The organism is Streptomyces sp. NPDC005805 (genome assembly GCF_040630445.1).
Classification (GTDB): Bacteria; Actinomycetota; Actinomycetes; order Streptomycetales; family Streptomycetaceae; genus Streptomyces.
This window is the reverse complement of record NZ_JBEXXN010000021.1, coordinates 17,883-37,245: the sequence shown is the minus strand read 5'-3', so window position 1 is coordinate 37,245 and position 19,363 is coordinate 17,883. Positions and strand designations below refer to the sequence as shown.

Below are 19,363 nucleotides of genomic sequence, written 5' to 3'. Positions count from 1 at the left end.
ATGGCCGGGCCGGTCGCGTTCTTCGCGGTCTTCTTCGCCTACCCGGTCACCGCCATCGTCGGCCGCGGCCTGCACGCGGACGGGGCCTGGCACCTGGACCGGATCGGCGAGGTGGTCACCCGCCCGGACATCCTGTCCGTGCTGTGGTTCACCACCTGGCAGGCTCTCGCCTCCACCGCGCTCACCCTGCTGATCGCCCTCCCCGGCGCCTACGCCGTCGCCCGGCTCGACTTCCCCGGCAGACGACTGCTGCGGGCCGTGATCACCGTGCCGTTCGTGCTGCCGACGGTGGTCGTCGGCACCGCCTTCCTCGCCCTCGTCGGGCGCGGCGGGCTGCTGGACGAGCTGTGGGGCGTCCGCCTGGACACCACGGTCTGGGCGATCCTGCTGGCGCACGTCTTCTTCAACTACGCCGTGGTGGTGCGCACGGTCGGCGGGCTGTGGGCCCAGCTCGACCCCCGGCAGGAGGAGGCCGCGCGGATGCTGGGCGCCGGGCGGTTCCGGGCCTGGCGGACGGTGACCCTGCCCGCGCTGGCCCCCTCGCTGGCGGCGGCCGCGCTGATGGTCTTCCTGTTCACCTTCACCTCCTTCGGCATCGTGCAGATCCTCGGCGGGCCCACCTTCGCCACCCTGGAGGTGGAGATCTACCGGCAGACCGCCGACCTCCTCGACCTGCCGACCGCGGCCGTCCTCACCCTGGTGCAGTTCGCCGCCGTGGGGGCGGTCCTCGCCGTGCACGCGTGGACCGTCCGGCGCCGGGAGAGCGCCCTGCGGCTGGTGGACCCCGCGCGCACCGCGCACCGGCCGCGCGGCGCGGCGCAGTGGGCGCTGCTCGGGGGAGTGCTGGCGACCGTGCTGGTGCTCCTCCTCGCCCCGCTCGCCGTGCTGGTCGAGCGGTCCTTCGACACCCCCGCCGGCTACGGCCTGGACTACTACCGGGTGCTGACCGAGGTCGACTCCCGGGGCGGGGTCTTCCTCGTCCCGCCGATCGAGGCGGTCGCCAACTCCCTCCGGTACGCGCTGGCCGCGACCGCGATCTCCGTCACGGTCGGCGGGCTGGCCGCCGCCGCGCTCACCCGGCGGGCCGGGCGGCTGGTGCGCGGCTTCGACGCGCTGCTGATGCTGCCCCTCGGCGTCTCGGCGGTGACCGTCGGTTTCGGGTTCCTGATCGCCCTCGACGAACCGCCGCTGGACCTGCGGGCCTCCTGGATCCTGGTGCCGCTCGCCCAGGCCCTGGTCGGGGTGCCGTTCGTGGTGCGGATCATGCTGCCGGTGCTGCGGGCCGTGGACACCCGGCTGCGGGAGGCGGCGGCGGTGCTGGGAGCGTCCCCGCTGCGCGCCTGGCGGGAGGTGGATCTGCCGCTGGTGCGGCGGGCGCTGCTGGTCGCCGCCGGGTTCGCGTTCGCCGTGTCGCTGGGCGAGTTCGGGGCGACGGTGTTCATCGCCCGACCCGACAACCCGACCCTGCCCGTCGCCGTCGCACGGCTGCTCGGGCGGCCCGGGGAGCTGAACTACGGGCAGGCGATGGCCCTGTCGGTGATCCTGATGGTGGTCTGCGCCGTCGCCCTGCTCCTCCTCGAACGCATCCGTCCCGACAAGACCTCCGGGGAGTTCTGATGGCGCTGCTGGAACTGGCGGACGTGACCGTGCGGTTCGGCGGGCGGACCGCGCTGGACGGGGTGGACCTGGAGGTCGCCGAGCACGAGACCGTGTGCGTCCTCGGGCCGAGCGGCAGCGGCAAGTCGACGCTGCTGCGGGTGGTCGCGGGGCTCCAGCGGGCGGACGCGGGGCGGGTGCTGCTCGCCGGGGCGGACCAGTCCGGGGTGCCGGCGCACCGGCGCGGAGTGGGCCTGATGTTCCAGGACCACCAGCTCTTCCCGCAGCGGGACGTGGCCGGGAACGTGGCCTTCGGGCTGCGGATGCACGGGGTCTCCCGCGCCGAACAGGCGCGCCGGGTGGGGGAGTTGCTGGACCTGGTGGGCCTGCCGGGTGCGCAGGGGCGGGCGGTGGCCGCGCTGTCCGGGGGTGAGCAGCAGCGGGTGGCGCTGGCGCGGGCGCTGGCCCCGGAGCCCAAGCTGCTGATGCTGGACGAGCCGCTGGGGCAGCTCGACCGGGGGCTGCGGGAGCGGCTCGTCGTCGAACTGCGCGGGCTGTTCGGGCGGTTGGGCACCACGGTGCTGGCGGTCACGCACGACCAGGGCGAGGCGTTCGCGCTCGCGGACCGGGTGGTGGTGATGCGGGACGGGCGGATCGCCCAGGCCGGGACGCCGACCGAGGTGTGGCAGCGGCCCGCGTCCGCGTTCGTGGCCCGGTTCCTCGGCTTCGACAATGTGGTGGCCGCGACGGTGACGGGCACGGCGGCGGCCACGCCCTGGGGCGAGGTCCCGGTCCCCAAGGAGGCGGCGCAGGGGGAGCGGACGCTGCTGGTGCGGCCCTCGGGCGTCCGGCTGACCGATCCGGCGGCCGGGCTCCCGGCCACGGTCGAGGCGCGGACCTTCCGCGGCAGCCGTGTCGCCGTCCGCCTCCGCCCGGAGACCGGTCCCGTGCTGGAGGCCGAGTGCACCCTGCGCGACGCCCCGGCGGAGGGCGCGGCGGTGGGGGTCCGCTTCGACCCGGAGGACGTGGTGGTCCTCGACCACGTGTGACCCGCCGGACACCTCCTGAGCCCCCCCGCACGGACGGACCCCCGCACGGACGGACCCCCGCACGGAGACGCCCCCGCACGGACGCGCCCCGGCCGCCGGTGGCGAGACCGGGGCCGGGGCGCGGGATCGGGGGGCGCGGGCGGGCGCGGGCGGTCAGCCCGTCAGCGGCGCCGCGGCGAGGACGGCGACCGCCCAGGTCAGGGGCACGAACAGCAGGAGCAGCGCGCCCACCCGGACCGCCGCCGCACGGCGCAGCGCCGTCGGGGAGGCGCCCATCCGCAGCAGCGCGGCGTTGGTCGCCTCCCGTGACCGGCGCGCTTCGAGGGCCGCCGTGAGCAGCGTCGCGCCCGTGCAGGCGGCGACGAGGACCGCGCCGAGGACGGTCAGCGGCCCCCAGGGACTCCCGGACCCGCCGTAGACCGTCGCCGAGGCCAGCCCCGCCGAGGCCACCGCGCACACCACGCCCAGCGGGCGGCCGATGCGGCGGGCCTCCGACATCAGGATCCGGCCCGCGAGCAGCCGGGTCGCACCGGGCCGGAACGCCTGGAGGAGCCGCCCGCACAGATGGGTCAGGGCCGGGCCGGCGAGCCAGAGCCCGAGCGCGGTCAGGCACCAGCCGCCCAGGACCGCGGCGGGCAGGTTCTCGGCCTGCCCGGGCAGCGGAACGGTCCGGCCGCCCGGCCGTCCGCCCGCGTACGCCTCGACGGCGAGCCCGGCGGCGACCAGCGCCACACCCCACGGCAGCCCGGCCGGCGCGGCCGGCGGCACCTCCTGGGCCACGTCCTCGGTGCCCTCGGACGCCTCCTGAGCCGGTGCGCCCCTGCCGCCGCCGGGCCGCAGGGCGAGCGCCGCCGCGCCCGAGGCGGTCAGCGGGACGAGCGCCAGCAGGAGCAGCGCCGCCCCCAGCGGAAGCGATTCGCCCGCGGCGAGCAGGTCGGCGGCGGCACCGTCGAACGGCAGCCCCGTCAGATCGCCCCGCAGATGCAGGAAGAAGAGCAGGGCCACCGCGCTGCCGAGGGTCGCGGCCACGGCGGTGGTCGCCGCCGCGACCGCCGTGAGTCGTGCCGGGCCGAGCCCGACCGAGGAGAGTCCGGGCCGCGGCCGGGTCCCCGGGTCGGTGCGGGCGACGGCGACGGCGAAGTACACCGTCGCGGCGAGCGGGACGAGGCACCACAGCAGCCGCAGGGTCGCCCCGGAGTCGCCGGGGTGGGCGAGGGCGTACGTCAGCGCGCACAGCAGCAGGAAGCCCACGCCCGCCGACGCGGCGGCGACCATCAGCCGCCGCAGCTGGACAAGGGCGTGCGCGCCCCGGGCTAGACGGAGAGCGAGCACGCGGCCCGGCCCTCCGCCTCGGCGACCGGGGTGCGGCCGGCGCGCCGCCCGTCGGCCAGGGTGATCACCCGGTCCGCGAGTCCGGCCGTCTCCGCGTCGTGGGTGGCGAGCACCATGGTGATGCCGTGCGAGCGGGCGGCGGCGGTGACGGTGCGCAGGACATGGGCGGCGTCGGCGGAGTGCAGCGCCGCGGTCGGCTCGTCGGCGAAGAGCACGGCGGGCGTGGCCACCAGCGCCCGGGCCACCGCGACCCGCTGCTGCTCGGCGCGGACCAGGGCGTGCGGGCGCTTCTTGGCGACGGCGCCGATGTCGAGCCGGTCCATCCACTCCAGGGCGGCGGCCCGGGCGGCCCGGCGGGAGTCGCCGCGCAGCAGCAGCGGCAGGGCCGCGTTCTCCCACGCCTTCAGTTCGGGGACCAGGACCGGTTCGGGGTCGACCCAGCCGAAGCGGTCGCGGCGCAGCCGCTCCCGGTGGAGCGGGGCCATGGTGTGCACGGGGGAGCTGTTGAACCACACCTCGCCCTGCTGCGGGACGAGTTGGCCGGACAGGCACTTCAGCAGGGTCGTCTTGCCGCTGCCGCGAGCGCCGTGCACGGCGAGGATCTCGCTCTCGCGCACCCCGAGCGAGACGCCGACGAGCGCCGGCGAGCCGCGGTGGGCGTGGTGCAGGGAGCGAGCCCAGATCACATCGTTGTCCGGCGGGGCCACCATCGCGTACTCCTCGGTTCTCATCAGATTTCCGGCCCCCCGTACGGGGGAACGAAGACAGGTCCGATGGGTCACTGGGCACGCTAGGGAGTCGCCGCCGGGGTCCGGGGAAGCACGCGGCCCGGGGGCCGTCCATCTCACTCGGATGGACGGCCCCCGGGCCGTGGCGGGCGCCGGAGCCGGGGAGGGTGTGCTCCGGGCCCTGGGTCCCGAGGGGGACCGGGGAGGTCCCGAGGGGACCGGGAGGTGGTCCGCCCCCGCCGGCGGGGCCGCACCGGCGCGGGCGGACGCCGTGGTGGGCGTGGTGCGGCCGGGCGCGGGGCCCGGCCGCGGCCGGGTCAGAGCTTGGTCCACGCCTCCGTCAGGACCCCGCGCAGGATCTGCTCGATCTCGTCGAAGGTCGACTGGTCGGAGATCAGCGGCGGGGCGAGCTGGATCACCGGGTCGCCGCGGTCGTCGGCGCGGCAGTACAGGCCGGCGTCGAAGAGGGCCTTGGAGAGGAAGCCGTACAGGACGCGCTCGGTCTCCTCGTCGTTGAAGGACTCCTTGGTGGCCTTGTCCTTGACCAGCTCGATGCCGTAGAAGTACCCGTTGCCGCGGACGTCGCCGACGATCGGCAGGTCGTACAGCTTCTCCAGGGTGGCCCGGAAGGCGTCCTCGTTGTCGAGGACGTGCTGGTTCAGGCCCTCCTTCTCGAACAGGTCGAGGTTGGCCAGGCCGACCGCGGCGGAGACGGGGTGGCCGCCGAAGGTGTAGCCGTGCAGGAAGGTGTTGTCGCCCTTGTAGAACGGCTCGGCGAGGCGGTCGGAGACGATGCAGGCGCCGATCGGGGAGTAGCCCGAGGTCATGCCCTTGGCGCAGGTGATCATGTCCGGTACGTAGCCGAACTTCTGGCAGCCGAAGGTGGTGCCGAGGCGGCCGAAGGCGCAGATGACCTCGTCGGAGACGAGGAGCACGTCGTACTCGTCGCAGATCTCGCGGACCCGCTGGAAGTAGCCGGGCGGGGGCGGGAAGCAGCCGCCCGCGTTCTGCACCGGCTCCAGGAAGACCGCGGCGACGGTCTCGGGGCCCTCGAAGAGGATCTGCTGCTCGATCTGGTCGGCGGCCCAGCGGCCGAAGGCCTCGGGGTCGTCGCCGAAGAGCGGGGCGCGGTAGATGTTGGTGTTCGGCACCTTGTGCGCGCCGGGGACCAGCGGCTCGAAGGGGGCCTTCAGGCCGGGCAGGCCGGTGATGGAGAGGGCGCCCTGCGGGGTGCCGTGGTAGGCGACCGCGCGGGAGATGACCTTGTACTTGGTCGGCTTGCCCTTGAGCTTGAAGTACTGCTTGGCGAGCTTCCAGGCGGTCTCGACCGCCTCGCCGCCGCCTGTGGTGAAGAAGACCTTGTTGAGGTCGCCCGGCGCGTGGTGGGCGAGGCGCTCGGCCAGCTCGACGGCCTTGGGGTGGGCGTAGGACCAGACCGGGAAGAAGGCCAGCTCCTGGGCCTGCTTGTAGGCCGTCTCGGCGAGCTCGTGGCGGCCGTGGCCGGCCTGGACGACGAAGAGGCCGGCGAGGCCGTCGAGGTAGCGCTTGCCCTTGTCGTCGAAGATGTAGGTGCCCTCACCGCGGACGATGGTGGGGACGGGGGCGTTCTCGTACGACGACATGCGGGTGAAGTGCATCCACAGGTGGTCGTAGGCGGACTTTGAGAGGTCGCTGCGGTCCTGGCTCACGGCTATCGGGTTCCCCACATGTAGGTCTGCTTCTTGAGCTTGAGGTAGACGAAGCTCTGGGTGGAGCGCACGCCGGGGAGCGCGCGGATCCGCTTGTTGATCACTTCGAGCAGGTGGTCGTCGTCCTCGCAGACGATCTCGACCATCAGATCGAACGAGCCCGCGGTCATCACCACGTACTCGCATTCGGCCATGGCCGTGAGCGCGTCGGCGACGGGGTCGAGGTCTCCCTCGACGGTGATGCCGACCATCGCCTGGCGTCGCAGACCCACGGTGAGGGGGTCGGTGACGGCGACGATCTGCATCACGCCCTGGTCGAGCAGCTTCTGGACGCGCTGCCGGACGGCCGCCTCGGAAAGGCCCACGGCCTTGCCTATCGCGGCGTACGGACGGCGACCGTCCTCCTGGAGCTGTTCGATGATCGCGAGGGAGACGGCGTCGATCGTCGGCGACGATCCGCTGCCGGTCCCGTTCCTGGAGTCTGCGCTACGGCTGGCCACGAGCTCACTCTGCACCGGGACTCGTCGGTCTCGCAACCCCAAATCGATGAAATTCGTTGAATCGGGCTCTCGATCTGACTGAATCCGAAGTGCGGGAGGGTCGGGCCTGTTGAAAACGTCGGCACTCGGACTAGGGTGGGTGTGTCTCACCCATCGGACATCTCACAGGAGGGGTGGCAACAGTGACCACCGAGCTGCGTCGTCTGCGCAACTACATCAACGGGGAGTTCAAGGACGCCGCCGACGGCCGGACCATCGACGTCGTCAACCCCGTCACCGGGGAGGCGTACGCCACCTCGCCGCTGTCCGGTCAGGCCGACGTCGACGCGGCCATGGCGGCCGCCGCCGCCGCCTTCCCCGCGTGGCGCGACACGACCCCCGCCGAGCGCCAGAAGGTCCTGCTGAAGATCGCGGACGCCTTCGAGGAGCGCGCCGAGGACCTGATCGCGGCCGAGTCGGAGAACACCGGCAAGCCGCTGGAGCTGACCCGCACCGAGGAGATCCCTCCGATGGTGGACCAGATCCGCTTCTTCGCGGGCGCCGCGCGGATGCTGGAGGGCCGTTCGGCGGGCGAGTACATGGAGGGTCTGACCTCGATCGTCCGCCGTGAGCCGGTGGGCGTCTGCGCGCAGGTCGCGCCGTGGAACTACCCGATGATGATGGCCGTGTGGAAGTTCGCCCCGGCGCTGGCGGCGGGCAACACCGTCGTGCTGAAGCCGTCCGACACCACCCCGGCCTCCACCGTGCTGATCGCCGAGATCATCGGCGCCATCGCGCCCAAGGGCGTCTTCAACGTGGTCTGCGGCGACCGCGACACCGGCCGCCTGATGGTCGAGCACCCGACCCCGGCGATGGCCTCCATCACCGGTTCGGTACGCGCCGGCATCCAGGTCGCCGCCTCGGCCGCCAAGGACGTCAAGCGCGTCCACCTGGAGCTGGGCGGCAAGGCCCCGGTCGTCGTCTTCGAGGACACCGACATCCCCAAGGCCGTCGAGGACATCTCGGTGGCGGGCTTCTTCAACGCCGGCCAGGACTGTACGGCCGCGACCCGGGTGCTGGTGCAGGAGTCCATCCACGACGAGTTCGTGGCCGCCCTCGCCAAGGCCGCCGCCGAGACCAGGACCGGCGCGCCGGACGACGAGGACGTGCTCTACGGCCCGCTGAACAACGCCAACCAGCTCGACCAGGTCTCCGGCTTCGTGGACCGCCTCCCTGCCCACGCCAAGGTCGAGGCGGGCGGCCACCGGGTCGGCGACAAGGGCTACTTCTACGCCCCGACCGTCGTCTCCGGCCTCAAGCAGGACGACGAGATCATCCAGAACGAGGTCTTCGGCCCGGTCATCACCGTCCAGTCCTTCACGGACGAGGCGCAGGCGCTGGAGTGGGCGAACGGTGTCGAGTACGCGCTCGCCTCGTCGGTCTGGACGAAGGACCACGCGCGGGCGATGCGGATGTCGAAGGCGCTGGACTTCGGCTGCGTCTGGATCAACACGCACATCCCGCTGGTCGCGGAGATGCCGCACGGCGGCTTCAAGAAGTCCGGCTACGGCAAGGACCTCTCGGCGTACGGCTTCGACGACTACACGCGCGTCAAGCACGTGATGACGTCCCTGGACGCGTGAGCCGCCGGCCGGCGGCTTGAGGGGCCCGGGGGAGCGCATTGCTCCCCCGGGCCCCTTCGCGTGGGCGTGCGGGCCGGACTTGCGCTCGGCCTCGGCCCGGGTGCCGGGCGGGTGGCCCGGGCCCCGGACGCCCGCCCGGTGCTCGACAGGCTGTCGCCCGGAGGACCCGGAGTGGTCGACGCAGCGTCCATTGCCGGGCGTCCGCACCCGGCGACATCCTGCGGGCGTGACGGTGATCCGGAAGCACCCCCTGCCCGCTCCCTCCCGCCGGTCCCTGCTCCGCGCCCTCGGTGCGGGCGGCGCCGGTCTCGCGCTCGCCGGCTGCGGGGTCCCGCCCGCACGGGTGGCGCCCGGGGACCGCGCCCGCGCCGACCTCTCGGGGCGGGAGCGCCGGGTCGACTTCGCCAACTGGCCGCTCTACATCGACACCGACGAGGAGACCTCCCGCCGGCCCACCCTGGAGGCGTTCAGCCGCCGCACCGGGATCGCGGTCCGCTACTCGGAGGAGATCAACGACAACGACGAGTTCTTCGGCAAGATCAGCCCGTCCCTGATCAACCGTCAGGAGACCGGCCGGGACCTGATCGTCGTCAGCGACTGGATGGCCGCCCGCTTCGTCCGGCTCGGCTGGGTGCAGGAGATGGACCGCGCACGCCAGCCGAACGTCGCCGCCCACCTCGACCCGCAGCTGCTCTCCCCGGCGTTCGACCCGGGCCGCCGCTCCAGCGTCCCCTGGCAGAGCGGCATCACCGGCATCGCCTACGACCGCCGCCGCCTCGGCCGGGAGATCCGCGCCACCGCCGACCTGTGGGCGGACGACCTGCGCGGCCGGGTGACCCTGCTCTCCGGCCTCGACGAGGCGTTCGCCCTGCTGATGCGCGGGGACGGGGTCGACGTCACGCGCTGGCGCACCGAGGACTTCCACCGGATGTGCGAGCGCGTCGAGAAGCTGGTGAGGGCCCGTCATATCCGCCGCTTCACCGGCAACGACTACATCAAGGACCTCTCCACCGGGGACGTCCTCGCCTGCCAGGCGTACTCCGGCGACGTCATCCAACTCCAGGCCGACAACCCGGACATCGAGTTCGTCGTCCCCGAGGAGGGCGGCGAACTCTGGGCCGAGAGCCTGATGATCCCGAACCTCGCCCGCCACAAGCGCAACGCCGAGGCCCTGATCGACCACTACTACGACCCCGAGGTCGCCGCCGAACTCGCCGCCTGGGTCAACTACGTCTGCCCCGTCCCGGCCGCCCGCGACGTCCTGGCCGCCGCCAAGGACCCGGACACCGCCGCCCTCGCCGAGGACCCCCTGATCTTCCCCGACACCGCGATGCGCGCCCGCCTCGCCATCGCCCGCGACATCACGGCGGACGAACGCACGGAACTGGCGGGGCGGTGGAACGCGATCGTGGGGTTGTGACCGGCGCGTGGCGGCCGGTCAGGCCCCCCGGCCGCCCCGGTCCAGCAGGTTCCCCAGGACGTCCACCCGGTTCGTCGTGATCGAGTCGACGCCCGCGGCGAGCAGGCGGCGGAGGGTGCGGCGGGTGTCGGGGGTCCAGACGGAGAGGAGGAGGCCCCGGTCGTGGACGCGGGCGGCGAGGTCGGGGCGGACCAGGCCGAAGCGGTAGTTGAGCCACTTGGGGCGGACCGCGTCCAGCAGGACCGGGCGGGGCGGGGCCAGGGTGGTCCAGGTCAGGGAGATCTCGGCGCCGGGGTCGGCGGCGCGGACGGAGAGCATCGTGGAGGTGCCCGCGCAGTACGCGACCCGCTCCGCCGCCCCGCACTCGCGCACGGTCCCCAGGACCGTGCGCACCGACGCCGGGGTCGCGCCCGGCAGGTCGATCAGCAGACGGCGGCCCTCCGTCGCGGTGAGCGCCTCGGCCAGGGTCGGCACCCCGCCCCCGGTCAGCTCCCGGACCTCCTCGGCGGTGAGCCGGGCGAGCGGGCGGTCGTGCTCCCACAGCCGCTTCAGCGAGTCGTCGTGCAGCAGCACCGGCACACCGTCCCGGGTGAGGCGGACGTCGATCTCGACGACGTCCGCCCCGCGTTCGAAGGCGGACCGCAGCGACGGCAGGGTGTTCTCCCGCACCCGGTACGGGTCGCCGCGGTGGCCGACGACCGTGACGCGGCGCGGCCCGTGACCCGGCCGGGCCTCGGCGGCGGCGCTCACCGGGCGAGCCAGGCGGTGGTGTACGCGTCGATCTCGTCGGAAATCCGGGCCTTGCCCGCCGGGTCCAGGAAGGACGCCTCGACCGCGTTCTTCGCCAGTCCGGCCACGCCCCGCTCGTCCAGGTCCAGCAGCCGGGCGGCGACCGCGTACTCGTTGTTGAGGTCGGTGCCGAACATCGGCGGGTCGTCGCTGTTGACGGTGACCAGGACCCCGGCCGCGACCATCTCCCGGACGGGGTGCCGTTCGATGTCGGCGACCGCGCGGGTGGCGATGTTGGAGGTCGGGCAGACCTCCAGCGCGATCCGGTGCTCGGCGAGGTGCGCCAGCAGGGCCGGGTCCTGGACGGAGCTGGTGCCGTGGCCGATGCGTTCGGCGCCCAGCTCGTTGAGGGCGTCCCACACGGTCTGAGGGCCGGTGGTCTCGCCCGCGTGCGGCACGGAGCGCAGACCGGCGGCGCGGGCGCGGTCGAAGTAGGGCTTGAACTGCGGGCGGGGCACGCCGATCTCGGGGCCGCCGAGCCCGAAGGAGACCAGCCCCTCGGGGCGCAGGTCCACCGCGAGCCGCGCGGTCTCCTCGGCCGCCTCCAGCCCGGCCTCGCCCGGGATGTCGAAGCACCAGCGCAGGACCACGCCCAACTCCCGTTCGGCCGCCGTCCGCGCGTCCTCGATCGCGGCCATGAACGCCTTCTCCTCGATCCCGCGCCGGGTCGAGGAGAACGGGGTGACGGTCAGCTCCGCGTACCGGATGTTCTGCCGGGCCATGTCCCGTGCCACCTCGAAGGTGAGCAGGCGCACGTCCTCCGGGGTGCGGATCAGGTCGACGACCGACAGATAGACCTCGATGAAGTGCGCGAAGTCGGTGAAGACGAAGTAGTCGGCCAGCGCCTCGGGGTCGGTCGGAACCCTGGAGTCCGGGTGCCGCGCGGCGAGTTCGGCGACGATCCGCGGTGACGCGGAGCCCACGTGGTGCACATGCAGCTCGGCTTTCGGGAGACCTGCGATGAAGGGGTGCAGATCGGTCATCGGGTACCTCCGTGTGCGATGCGCCGCTCCTGGCCGGGGGACCATCGTAGGCGCCCCCGGGGGCCGGAGGCCGAGGCCGTAGCATGGCCGGACCACCGATGGGGGAGATGAATGTCTGACAATCAGGAGCCCGCGGGGGCGCAGCAGCCGAACGACCCGTGGGCACCGCCGGCCGGCGGCGCTCCGCAGGACCGGGTGCCCCTGGACAAGCAGCCGTCGCAGCCGCCGTCCGGGCCGACCCCGCCGAGCGTGCACGACCAGCCGACGATCATCGGGATGCCCGGAGCGCCGGGCGGCGACCCCGGGTCCGTCCCGCCGCCCCCGGTCGCGCCGGGCGGCCCCGCCACGGGCGGCTACGGCTACCCCGGCGCCACGGCCACACCGGGCTACGGCTACCCGGACACCTCTGCCACCCCCGGGTACGGCTACCCGGCCGCGAGCATGCCGCCGCCCCCGGCCACCGGCACCTCGGGCGGCTTCGGCGTCCCCGGCGACCCGTACGGCGCCGGCTACCCGGCGCCCTACGCGGGTCCGGCCGGCGGCTGGGCGCCGCAGCCCGCCAACGGCCTGGGCATCGCCGCGATGGTCCTCGGCATCCTGTCCGTGTGCCTGTTCTGCCTGTACGGCGTCGTCGGGATCATCCTCGGCGCGCTGGGCCTGATCTTCGGCATCCTCGGCCGCAAGCGCGCCCAGCGGGGCGAGGCGACCAACGGCGGCATGGCGCTGGCGGGCATCATCACGGGCTCGATCGGCATCGTGTTCGGGATCGTCTTCATCGTGCTGATCGCGTGGGGGATCACCACCGCGATCAACGAGGAGGAGAAGCGGCAGGACCGCTGGGAGTCCGACTACGACTCGTACTCGAACAGCCTGGTGCTCGACACCCGCCGCTGACCCCGGGAGGGCCGGGCCCGGAACGACCGGGCCGGCCCCCGGGTCGCCGCGCCCCCGAAGCAGCCGGCCGCCCGAAGCAGCCGGCCCCCGGGGCACGCAGGCCCCGGAGCCCGCACGGCCTCGGACCGGGCCCGCGCGTCCGGGCCACCCTCGCGCCGGGGCGCCCCGGGGTCGCGCGGGCGGGGTCAGACCGCCGCCCGCAGTTCCTCCCGCGCCTCCATCAGCGCGAAGCCCAGCAGATTCAGCCCCCGCCACCGCAGCGGGTCCGCCGCGCGCTCGTCGTCCGCGGCCAGGCCGATGCCCCAGATCCGGTCCACCGGGCTCGCCTCCACCAGCACCCGGTCCCCGGTGCCCAGCAGGAACGCCCGCAGCTCCGGGTCCTGCCCGAACTTGTGGACGCTGCCCTCGCGCACGATCGCGAACCGCTCCCGCTTCCAGACCCCCTCCTCGAAGCCGCGCACCAGCCGCCCCGCCTTCTTCGCCTCCGCCGGGTGCCCCGCCGCGAGCGCCCGGCGCTCCGCCTCCGCGTCCCCGAAGAGGCGCGCCTTGGCGGCCATCATCCAGTGCTCCGCGGTCGCGTAGCGCACCCCGCCGGCCTCGAAGGGCGACGGCCACCACTGGCTGAGGCAGCTCGCGCCGATCCGGCCGTCGCGGCGTGGCGCGTGGCCCCAGAAGTGCAGGTACTTGATTCGCTGTCCCGCGGCAGCCTGCTCGATCAACCCGTCTCTACCGGTGTTCCCCATGCACGGGAGTCTCGCAGCAGCCACGGACACTGCGTACGGGTATTCCGCCGCGGGATCGACAGATGGTCGACCGATTCCGTTGCGTAATCAAAGGCAACAACGGAATCCCTTGTTGCGTGGGTCACCCTCTGTCAGGATCGGCACTCACATCGAGCTGGAACAACGGAGAGCGTCATGGGCAACCCCGACCCGGTCCAGGAACGGTTCGCGGCCGGTGCGCAGTACATCGGCGGACGGCTGCGCCCCGGCACCTCGGGACGGACACAGGACATCGTCGACCCGGCCACCGGCAAGACCCTCCACACCTACGAACTCGCCGGCCCCGCCGACGTCGACGCGGCCGTCTCCGCCGCCCGCGAGGCCCTGCCCGGCTGGGCGGGCGCCACCCCGGGCGAGCGCTCGGACGCCCTGCACCGCTTCGCCGGGGTCCTCGCCGAGCGGTCCGAGGAGTTCGCGCGCACCGAGAGCGTCCAGTGCGGGAAGCCGATCAGGCTCACCACCGAGTTCGACGTCCCCGGCACCGTGGACAACACCGCCTTCTTCGCCGGGGCCGCCCGGCACCTCCAGGGCCAGTCAGCAGGGGAGTACAGCGCGGACCACACCTCCTACGTACGCCGGGAGCCGATCGGCGCCGTCGGCTCGATCGCGCCCTGGAACTATCCGCTCCAGATGGCCGCCTGGAAGATCCTCCCGGCCGTCGCCGCCGGTAATACCATCGTTTTGAAGCCTGCCGAGATCACCCCTCTGACCTCGCTCCTCTTCGCGGAGGCCGCCTCCGCGGCGGGAATCCCGGACGGCGTCGTCAACATCGTCAGCGGCGCCGGGCGGGACGCGGGTGAACACCTCGTCGGACACCCGGACATCGCCATGACGTCGTTCACCGGATCCACCGCCGTCGGCCGGCGCGTCGCCGAGCTCGCGACCGCCACCGTCAAGCGCCTCCACCTCGAACTGGGCGGCAAAGCCCCCTTCGTGGTGTTCGACGACGCCGACGTGGTGGCCGCCGCGCACGGGGCCGTCGCCGGATCACTGATCAACTCCGGGCAGGACTGCACCGCCGCCACCCGTGCCTACGTCCAGCGCCCGCTGTTCGACGCCTTCGTCGCGGCGGTCGCCGAGCTGATGGCCGGGGTCCGCCTCGGCGACCCGCTCGACCCCGCCACCGACCTCGGCCCCCTGGTCTCCCACGCCCAGCGCGACCGCGTCGCCGGCTTCGTCGACCGCGCCCGCGGCTACGCGACCGTCGTCACCGGCGGCGAGGCCCCCGGCGGCGACCTCGCGGCCGGCGCCTACTACCGGCCCACCCTGATCACCGGCGCCGCCCAGGACAGCGAGGTCGTGCAGTCCGAGATCTTCGGCCCGGTCCTCGTGGTCCTCCCCTTCGACACCGACGACGAGGGCATCGCCCTCGCCAACGACACCCCCTACGGCCTCGCCGCCTCCGCCTGGAGCCGCGACGTCTACCGCACCGGCCGCGCCACCCGCGAGATCCAGGCCGGCTGCGTCTGGATCAACGACCACATCCCGATCATCAGCGAGATGCCGCACGGCGGCTACAAGGCATCGGGCTACGGCAAGGACATGTCGGCGTACTCCTTCGAGGAGTACACGCAGGTCAAGCATGTGATGTACGACAACACCGCGGTCGCCCGGAAGGACTGGCACCGCACGATCTTCGGGGACCGACCGTAACGACCCACGGCCGCCCGCCGCGCGGGGACCAGCCCGCACGGCGGCGGCCGCAGCACCCGAAAGGGCAGAGCGCCATGGAGCAGTACGAGCCCGAACGCCTCTCGGCGGCCCAGCTCGCCGCGATGCGACGCAGCATGACCAGCGGCCGGGGCGCCCTCTCCCGCCGTTCCCTGCTGCGCGCCTCGGGCATCGGCGCGCTCACGGCCGGCGGCGCCGGCGTGCTGAGCGCGTGCGGTATCCCGCCCGCCAAGCGCGAGGCGGGCGCCGCCGAGTCGGACGACCGCTCGGACCAGGAGAAGCGGCTCAGCTTCTCCAACTGGACCGAGTACATGGACATCAGCGAGGACGGGAGGACCCGCCCCACCCTCGCCGCGTTCACCAAGCGCACCGGCATCGCGGTCAAGTACACCGAGGACATCAACGACAACGTCGAGTTCTTCGGCAAGATCCAGCCCCAGCTCGCCGCGGGCCAGGACACCGGCCGCGACCTGATCAACGTCACCGACTGGCTCGCCGCCCGGATGATCCGCCTCGGCTGGGTGCAGAAACTCGACCCCGCGCTGCTCCCGCACGCCTACGCCAACCTCTCCCCGCAGTTCCGCAGCCCCGACTGGGACCCGGGCCGGGCCTACAGCTACCCGTGGACCGGCATCCCGGCCGTGATCGCCTACAACATCAGGGCGACGGGCGGCCGCAAGGTCACCTCCATGACCCAGCTCCTGGACGACCCCCGCCTCAAGGGCCGGGTCAGCCTGCTCACCGAGATGCGCGACACCGTCGGGCTCACCCTCCTCGACATGGGCAAGGACCCGGAGAAGGTCACCGACGCCGACTACGACGCGGCCCTCGGCCGCCTCCAGAAGGCCGTCGACAAGAAGCAGATCCGCCGCTTCACCGGCAACGACTACACCTCGGACCTCGACAAGGGCGACATCGCCGCCTGCGTCGCCTGGGCCGGCGACCTGATCCAGCTCCAGGTGGACAACCCGGACATCCGCTACGCCATCCCCACGGCCGGCTACATGACCGCCACCGACAACCTGCTGGTGCCCGCCCAGGCCCGGCACAAGAAGAACGCCACCCGGCTCATCGACTACTACTACGAACTCCCGGTCGCGGCCCAGCTCGCCGCCTACATCAACTACGTCACCCCGGTCGCCGGCGTCGGCCCCGAGCTGGCGAAGATCGACCCCGAGCTCGCGAAGAACCCGCTGATCCTCCCGGACGAGGCCATGGCCGCGAAGTCCCACTCCTTCCGCTCGCTCAGCGCCGACGAGGAGACCGCGTACGAGGAGAAGTTCGCCGGGCTCATCGGAGCCTGACCTCCGCCCCACCCGGAGCTGCCCCTCCGCTGCCGGCACCCGCCCCGGGCCACCCGGGGCCGGGCCCCGCCACCGGACCGACCGACACACCAGGACGCGACGCATGACTGACACCACCGCGGGCGGGGACGTCCGCCTCGCCGGGCTCGGCAAGACCTACGGCTCCTTCACGGCCGTGCACCCCCTGGACCTGACCATCCCGCAGGGCTCCTTCTTCGCCCTGCTCGGCGCGTCCGGCTGCGGCAAGACCACCACCCTGCGCATGATCGCCGGCCTGGAGGAGCCCAGCACCGGCACCGTCTCGCTGGGCGGGCGGGACGTCACCGACCTGCCGCCGCACAAGCGCCCGGTGAACACGGTCTTCCAGAGCTACGCCCTCTTCCCGCACCTGAGCATCCACGAGAACGTCGCCTTCGGCCTGCGCCGTCGGGGCGTGAAGTCGGTGAAGAAGCAGGTCGCCGAGATGCTCGACCTGGTCCAGCTCGGCGACTTCGCCCAGCGTAAACCGCACCAGCTCTCCGGCGGCCAGCAGCAGCGCGTCGCCGTGGCCCGCGCCCTGATCAACCACCCCCAGGTCCTGCTCCTCGACGAGCCGCTCGGCGCCCTCGACCTCAAGCTGCGCCGCCAGATGCAGTTGGAGCTCAAGCGCATCCAGACCGAGGTCGGCATCACCTTCGTCCATGTCACCCACGACCAGGAGGAGGCCATGACCATGGCCGACACGGTCGCGGTCATGAACGGCGGCCGGGTCGAGCAACTCGGCGCGCCCCAGGAGCTGTACGAGAACCCGCGCACCACCTTCGTCGCCAACTTCCTCGGCACCTCCAACCTCATCGAGGCCGAGGTCGTCGGCACCGCGGGCGAGGAGATCACGGTGAGCGCCGGCGGCGGGACGCTGCGCCTGCCGAAGAGCCGGTGCCCGGACGGCGCCCGCACCGGCGGGCGGCTCCTCGTCGGCATCCGCCCGGAGAAGATCTCCCTGGTACCGGCGGACGCGGCCGAGTCCGTGGCCGCCGGCCGCAACACCGTCACCGGCCGGATCTCCGACTCCTCGTTCATCGGCGTCTCCACCCAGTACGTCGTGGAGAGCCCCGCGGGCAAGGGCCTTGAGGTGTACGCGCAGAACGTGGAGCGGCAGGCCGGGCTGGTCCCGGGCGCCGAGGTCGTCCTGCACTGGAACCCGGAGCACACCTTCGGGCTCGACGCCGACCAGGACATCTCGGCGGGCGTGGAGTCGGTGGAGGAGACGCCGTGACCGTCACCGAGGCGCCGCCCGCGTCCCCGTCTCCGGCCCCCGGCGGGCCCGTCGTGCACAAGCGGTCGATGCGCCGCCGGCTGGTCCCGTACTGGCTGCTGCTGCCGGGCATCCTGTGGCTGCTGGTCTTCTTCGCCCTGCCGCTGGTCTACCAGGCGTCCACCTCCGTGCAGACCGGCTCCCTGGAGCAGGGCTTCGAGGTCACCTGGCACTTCGCGACCTACTGGGACGCCCTGACCGACTACTGGCCCCAGTTCCTGCGCTCGCTGCTGTACGCCGGCACCGCGACCCTGCTCTGCCTGCTGCTGGGCTACCCGCTGGCGTATCTGATCGCCTTCAAGGCCGGGCGCTGGCGCAATCTGCTGCTGGTGCTGGTGATCGCCCCCTTCTTCACCAGCTTCCTGATCCGCACCCTGGCGTGGAAGACGATCCTCGCCGACGGCGGCCCGGTCGTGGACTTCCTCAACACCATCCACTTTCTGGACGTCACCGCCTGGCTCGGCCTGACCGAGGGCGAACGGGTGCTCGCCACCCCGCTCGCGGTCGTCACCGGTCTGACGTACAACTTCCTGCCGTTCATGATCCTGCCGCTCTACACCTCGCTGGAGCGGATCGACCCGCGGCTGCACGAGGCGGCCGGCGACCTGTACGCGAGCCCCTCGACGGTCTTCCGGAAGGTGACCTTCCCGCTGTCGATGCCCGGTGTGGTCTCCGGCACCCTGCTGACCTTCATCCCGGCCAGCGGCGACTACGTCAACGCCGAACTCCTCGGCTCCACCGACACCCGCATGATCGGCAACGTGATCCAGTCGCAGTTCCTGCGGGTGCTCGACTATCCGACGGCCGCGGCGCTGTCGTTCATCCTCATGGCGGTCGTGCTGGTCACGGTCACCGTCTACATCCGCCGGGCGGGAACGGAGGACCTGGTCTGATGCGGTGGCTCAAGCGGAACCTCGTGGTCCTGGCGGGCGTGCTCACGCTGGCCTATCTGATCGTGCCGAACATCATCGTGATGGTGTTCTCCTTCAACAAGCCGGCCGGCCGGTTCAACTACTCCTGGCAGGAGTTCTCCACCGACGCCTGGACCGACCCCTGCGGTGTCGCCGACATGTGCGGCTCCCTGGTGCTGTCCCTCCAGATCGCCTTCTGGGCCACCGTCGGCGCGACCCTGCTCGGCGCGATGATCGCCTTCGCCCTGGTGCGCTACCGCTTCCGGGCGCGGGGCACCATCAATTCGCTGATCTTCCTGCCGATGGCCATGCCCGAGGTCGTCATGGCCGCCTCGCTGCTCACCCTCTTCCTCAACCTCGGTGTGCAGCTCGGCTTCTGGACCATCCTCATCGCGCACACCATGTTCTGCCTCAGCTTCGTGGTGGTCGCGGTCAAGGCCCGTGTGATGTCGATGGACCCCCGGCTGGAGGAGGCCGCCCGCGATCTGTACGCGGGGCCGTTCCAGACCTTCTGGCGCGTCACCCTGCCGATCGCCGCGCCCGGTATCGCGGCCGGTGCGATGCTCGCCTTCGCGCTGTCCTTCGACGACTTCATCATCACCAACTTCAACTCCGGCTCCACCGTCACCTTCCCCATGTTCGTGTGGGGCTCGGCGCAGCGCGGTACCCCCGTGCAGATCAATGTGATCGGCACCGCGATGTTCGTGATCGCGGTCCTGGTCGTGGTCGCCGCGCAGGTGATCGGCAACCGCCGGAAGAAGACCGCGCTGTAACCGCCCTGAAGCAGCAGGCCGGTGCAC

The 19,363-nt window shown here is 72.7% G+C and carries 17 protein-coding genes; 10 read left to right on the top strand and 7 right to left on the bottom strand.

Going from position 1 to position 19,363, the window contains the following annotated elements; all coding sequences use genetic code 11:
- Together ABZ457_RS14470 and ABZ457_RS14465 are read left to right on the top strand one after the other, a co-directional pair.
- Positions 1-1,617 carry an iron ABC transporter permease gene (locus ABZ457_RS14470; RefSeq protein WP_359157784.1) on the top strand — a complete coding sequence of 539 codons (1,617 nt, stop codon included), beginning with the start codon at positions 1-3 and terminating at the stop codon, positions 1,615-1,617.
- Positions 1,617-2,645, top strand: coding sequence for an ABC transporter ATP-binding protein (locus tag ABZ457_RS14465; RefSeq protein WP_359157654.1), 1,029 nt, complete (start codon positions 1,617-1,619; stop codon positions 2,643-2,645). Before ABZ457_RS14470 ends, ABZ457_RS14465 begins: the two co-directional genes overlap by 1 nt.
- Before the next feature lie 153 nt (positions 2,646-2,798).
- Here the strand turns inward: ABZ457_RS14465 and ABZ457_RS14460 are convergent, their stop codons facing one another.
- The 4 genes from ABZ457_RS14460 to ABZ457_RS14445 all read right to left on the bottom strand — a co-directional run bounded on the left by ABZ457_RS14460 (position 2,799) and on the right by ABZ457_RS14445 (position 6,893).
- The gene (locus ABZ457_RS14460; RefSeq protein WP_359157652.1) at positions 2,799-3,977 is read right to left on the bottom strand and encodes a hypothetical protein; all 1,179 of its coding nucleotides are present in this window, start codon (positions 3,975-3,977) and stop codon (positions 2,799-2,801) included.
- Entirely contained in the window at positions 3,959-4,687 is a 729-nt protein-coding gene (locus ABZ457_RS14455) for an ATP-binding cassette domain-containing protein (protein ID WP_359157782.1), read from the bottom strand. Before ABZ457_RS14455 ends, ABZ457_RS14460 begins: the two co-directional genes overlap by 19 nt.
- 335 nt (positions 4,688-5,022) lie before the next feature.
- The gene (locus tag ABZ457_RS14450) at positions 5,023-6,411 is read right to left on the bottom strand and encodes an aspartate aminotransferase family protein (protein ID WP_359157650.1); all 1,389 of its coding nucleotides are present in this window, start codon (positions 6,409-6,411) and stop codon (positions 5,023-5,025) included.
- Positions 6,396-6,893, bottom strand: a complete 498-nt coding sequence (locus ABZ457_RS14445) for an Lrp/AsnC family transcriptional regulator (RefSeq protein WP_026278041.1) — start codon at positions 6,891-6,893, stop codon at positions 6,396-6,398. The genes ABZ457_RS14450 and ABZ457_RS14445 overlap by 16 nt, the downstream gene beginning before the upstream one ends.
- A gap of 182 nt (positions 6,894-7,075) precedes the next feature.
- On the opposite strand from ABZ457_RS14445, the gene ABZ457_RS14440 reads away from it, so the two are divergent.
- Positions 7,076-8,515 carry a gamma-aminobutyraldehyde dehydrogenase gene (locus ABZ457_RS14440; protein WP_359157648.1) on the top strand — a complete coding sequence of 480 codons (1,440 nt, stop codon included), beginning with the start codon at positions 7,076-7,078 and terminating at the stop codon, positions 8,513-8,515.
- A 226-nt stretch (positions 8,516-8,741) separates the two neighbouring features.
- Complete coding sequence (locus ABZ457_RS14435; RefSeq protein ID WP_359157646.1) at positions 8,742-9,935, top strand: spermidine/putrescine ABC transporter substrate-binding protein; 1,194 nt, start codon at positions 8,742-8,744, stop codon at positions 9,933-9,935.
- An 18-nt stretch (positions 9,936-9,953) separates the two neighbouring features.
- Here ABZ457_RS14435 and ABZ457_RS14430 read toward each other — a convergent pair whose 3' ends face one another.
- Together ABZ457_RS14430 and ABZ457_RS14425 are read right to left on the bottom strand one after the other, a co-directional pair.
- Entirely contained in the window at positions 9,954-10,685 is a 732-nt protein-coding gene (locus tag ABZ457_RS14430; RefSeq protein ID WP_359157644.1) for a glycerophosphodiester phosphodiesterase, read from the bottom strand.
- A complete protein-coding gene (locus tag ABZ457_RS14425; protein WP_359157642.1) occupies positions 10,682-11,707 on the bottom strand; it encodes an adenosine deaminase in 1,026 nt (341 codons plus the stop codon). The genes ABZ457_RS14430 and ABZ457_RS14425 overlap by 4 nt, the downstream gene beginning before the upstream one ends.
- A 111-nt stretch (positions 11,708-11,818) precedes the next feature.
- On the opposite strand from ABZ457_RS14425, the gene ABZ457_RS14420 reads away from it, so the two are divergent.
- Positions 11,819-12,601, top strand: coding sequence for a DUF4190 domain-containing protein (locus ABZ457_RS14420; protein WP_359157640.1), 783 nt, complete (start codon positions 11,819-11,821; stop codon positions 12,599-12,601).
- 185 nt (positions 12,602-12,786) lie between these two features.
- On the opposite strand, the gene ABZ457_RS14415 is transcribed toward ABZ457_RS14420, so the two are convergent.
- Entirely contained in the window at positions 12,787-13,344 is a 558-nt protein-coding gene (locus tag ABZ457_RS14415) for an NADAR family protein (protein WP_359157638.1), read from the bottom strand.
- Between the two features lie 174 nt (positions 13,345-13,518).
- Here ABZ457_RS14415 and ABZ457_RS14410 point away from each other — a divergent pair, with 174 nt between their 5' ends.
- The 5 genes from ABZ457_RS14410 to ABZ457_RS14390 all read left to right on the top strand — a co-directional run bounded on the left by ABZ457_RS14410 (position 13,519) and on the right by ABZ457_RS14390 (position 19,336).
- A complete protein-coding gene (locus ABZ457_RS14410) occupies positions 13,519-15,036 on the top strand; it encodes a gamma-aminobutyraldehyde dehydrogenase (RefSeq protein WP_359157636.1) in 1,518 nt (505 codons plus the stop codon).
- 74 nt (positions 15,037-15,110) lie between these two features.
- A complete protein-coding gene (locus tag ABZ457_RS14405) occupies positions 15,111-16,358 on the top strand; it encodes a spermidine/putrescine ABC transporter substrate-binding protein (protein WP_359157634.1) in 1,248 nt (415 codons plus the stop codon).
- A gap of 103 nt (positions 16,359-16,461) precedes the next feature.
- Positions 16,462-17,613: an ABC transporter ATP-binding protein gene (locus ABZ457_RS14400; protein WP_359157632.1), complete on the top strand. Its 1,152-nt coding sequence runs from the start codon at positions 16,462-16,464 to the stop codon at positions 17,611-17,613.
- A complete protein-coding gene (locus ABZ457_RS14395) occupies positions 17,610-18,545 on the top strand; it encodes an ABC transporter permease (RefSeq protein WP_359157630.1) in 936 nt (311 codons plus the stop codon). Before ABZ457_RS14400 ends, ABZ457_RS14395 begins: the two co-directional genes overlap by 4 nt.
- On the top strand, positions 18,545-19,336 hold the full coding sequence (locus ABZ457_RS14390; RefSeq protein WP_359157628.1) for an ABC transporter permease: 792 nt from the start codon (positions 18,545-18,547) through the stop codon (positions 19,334-19,336). Before ABZ457_RS14395 ends, ABZ457_RS14390 begins: the two co-directional genes overlap by 1 nt.
- Positions 19,337-19,363: the final 27 nt, after the last annotated feature.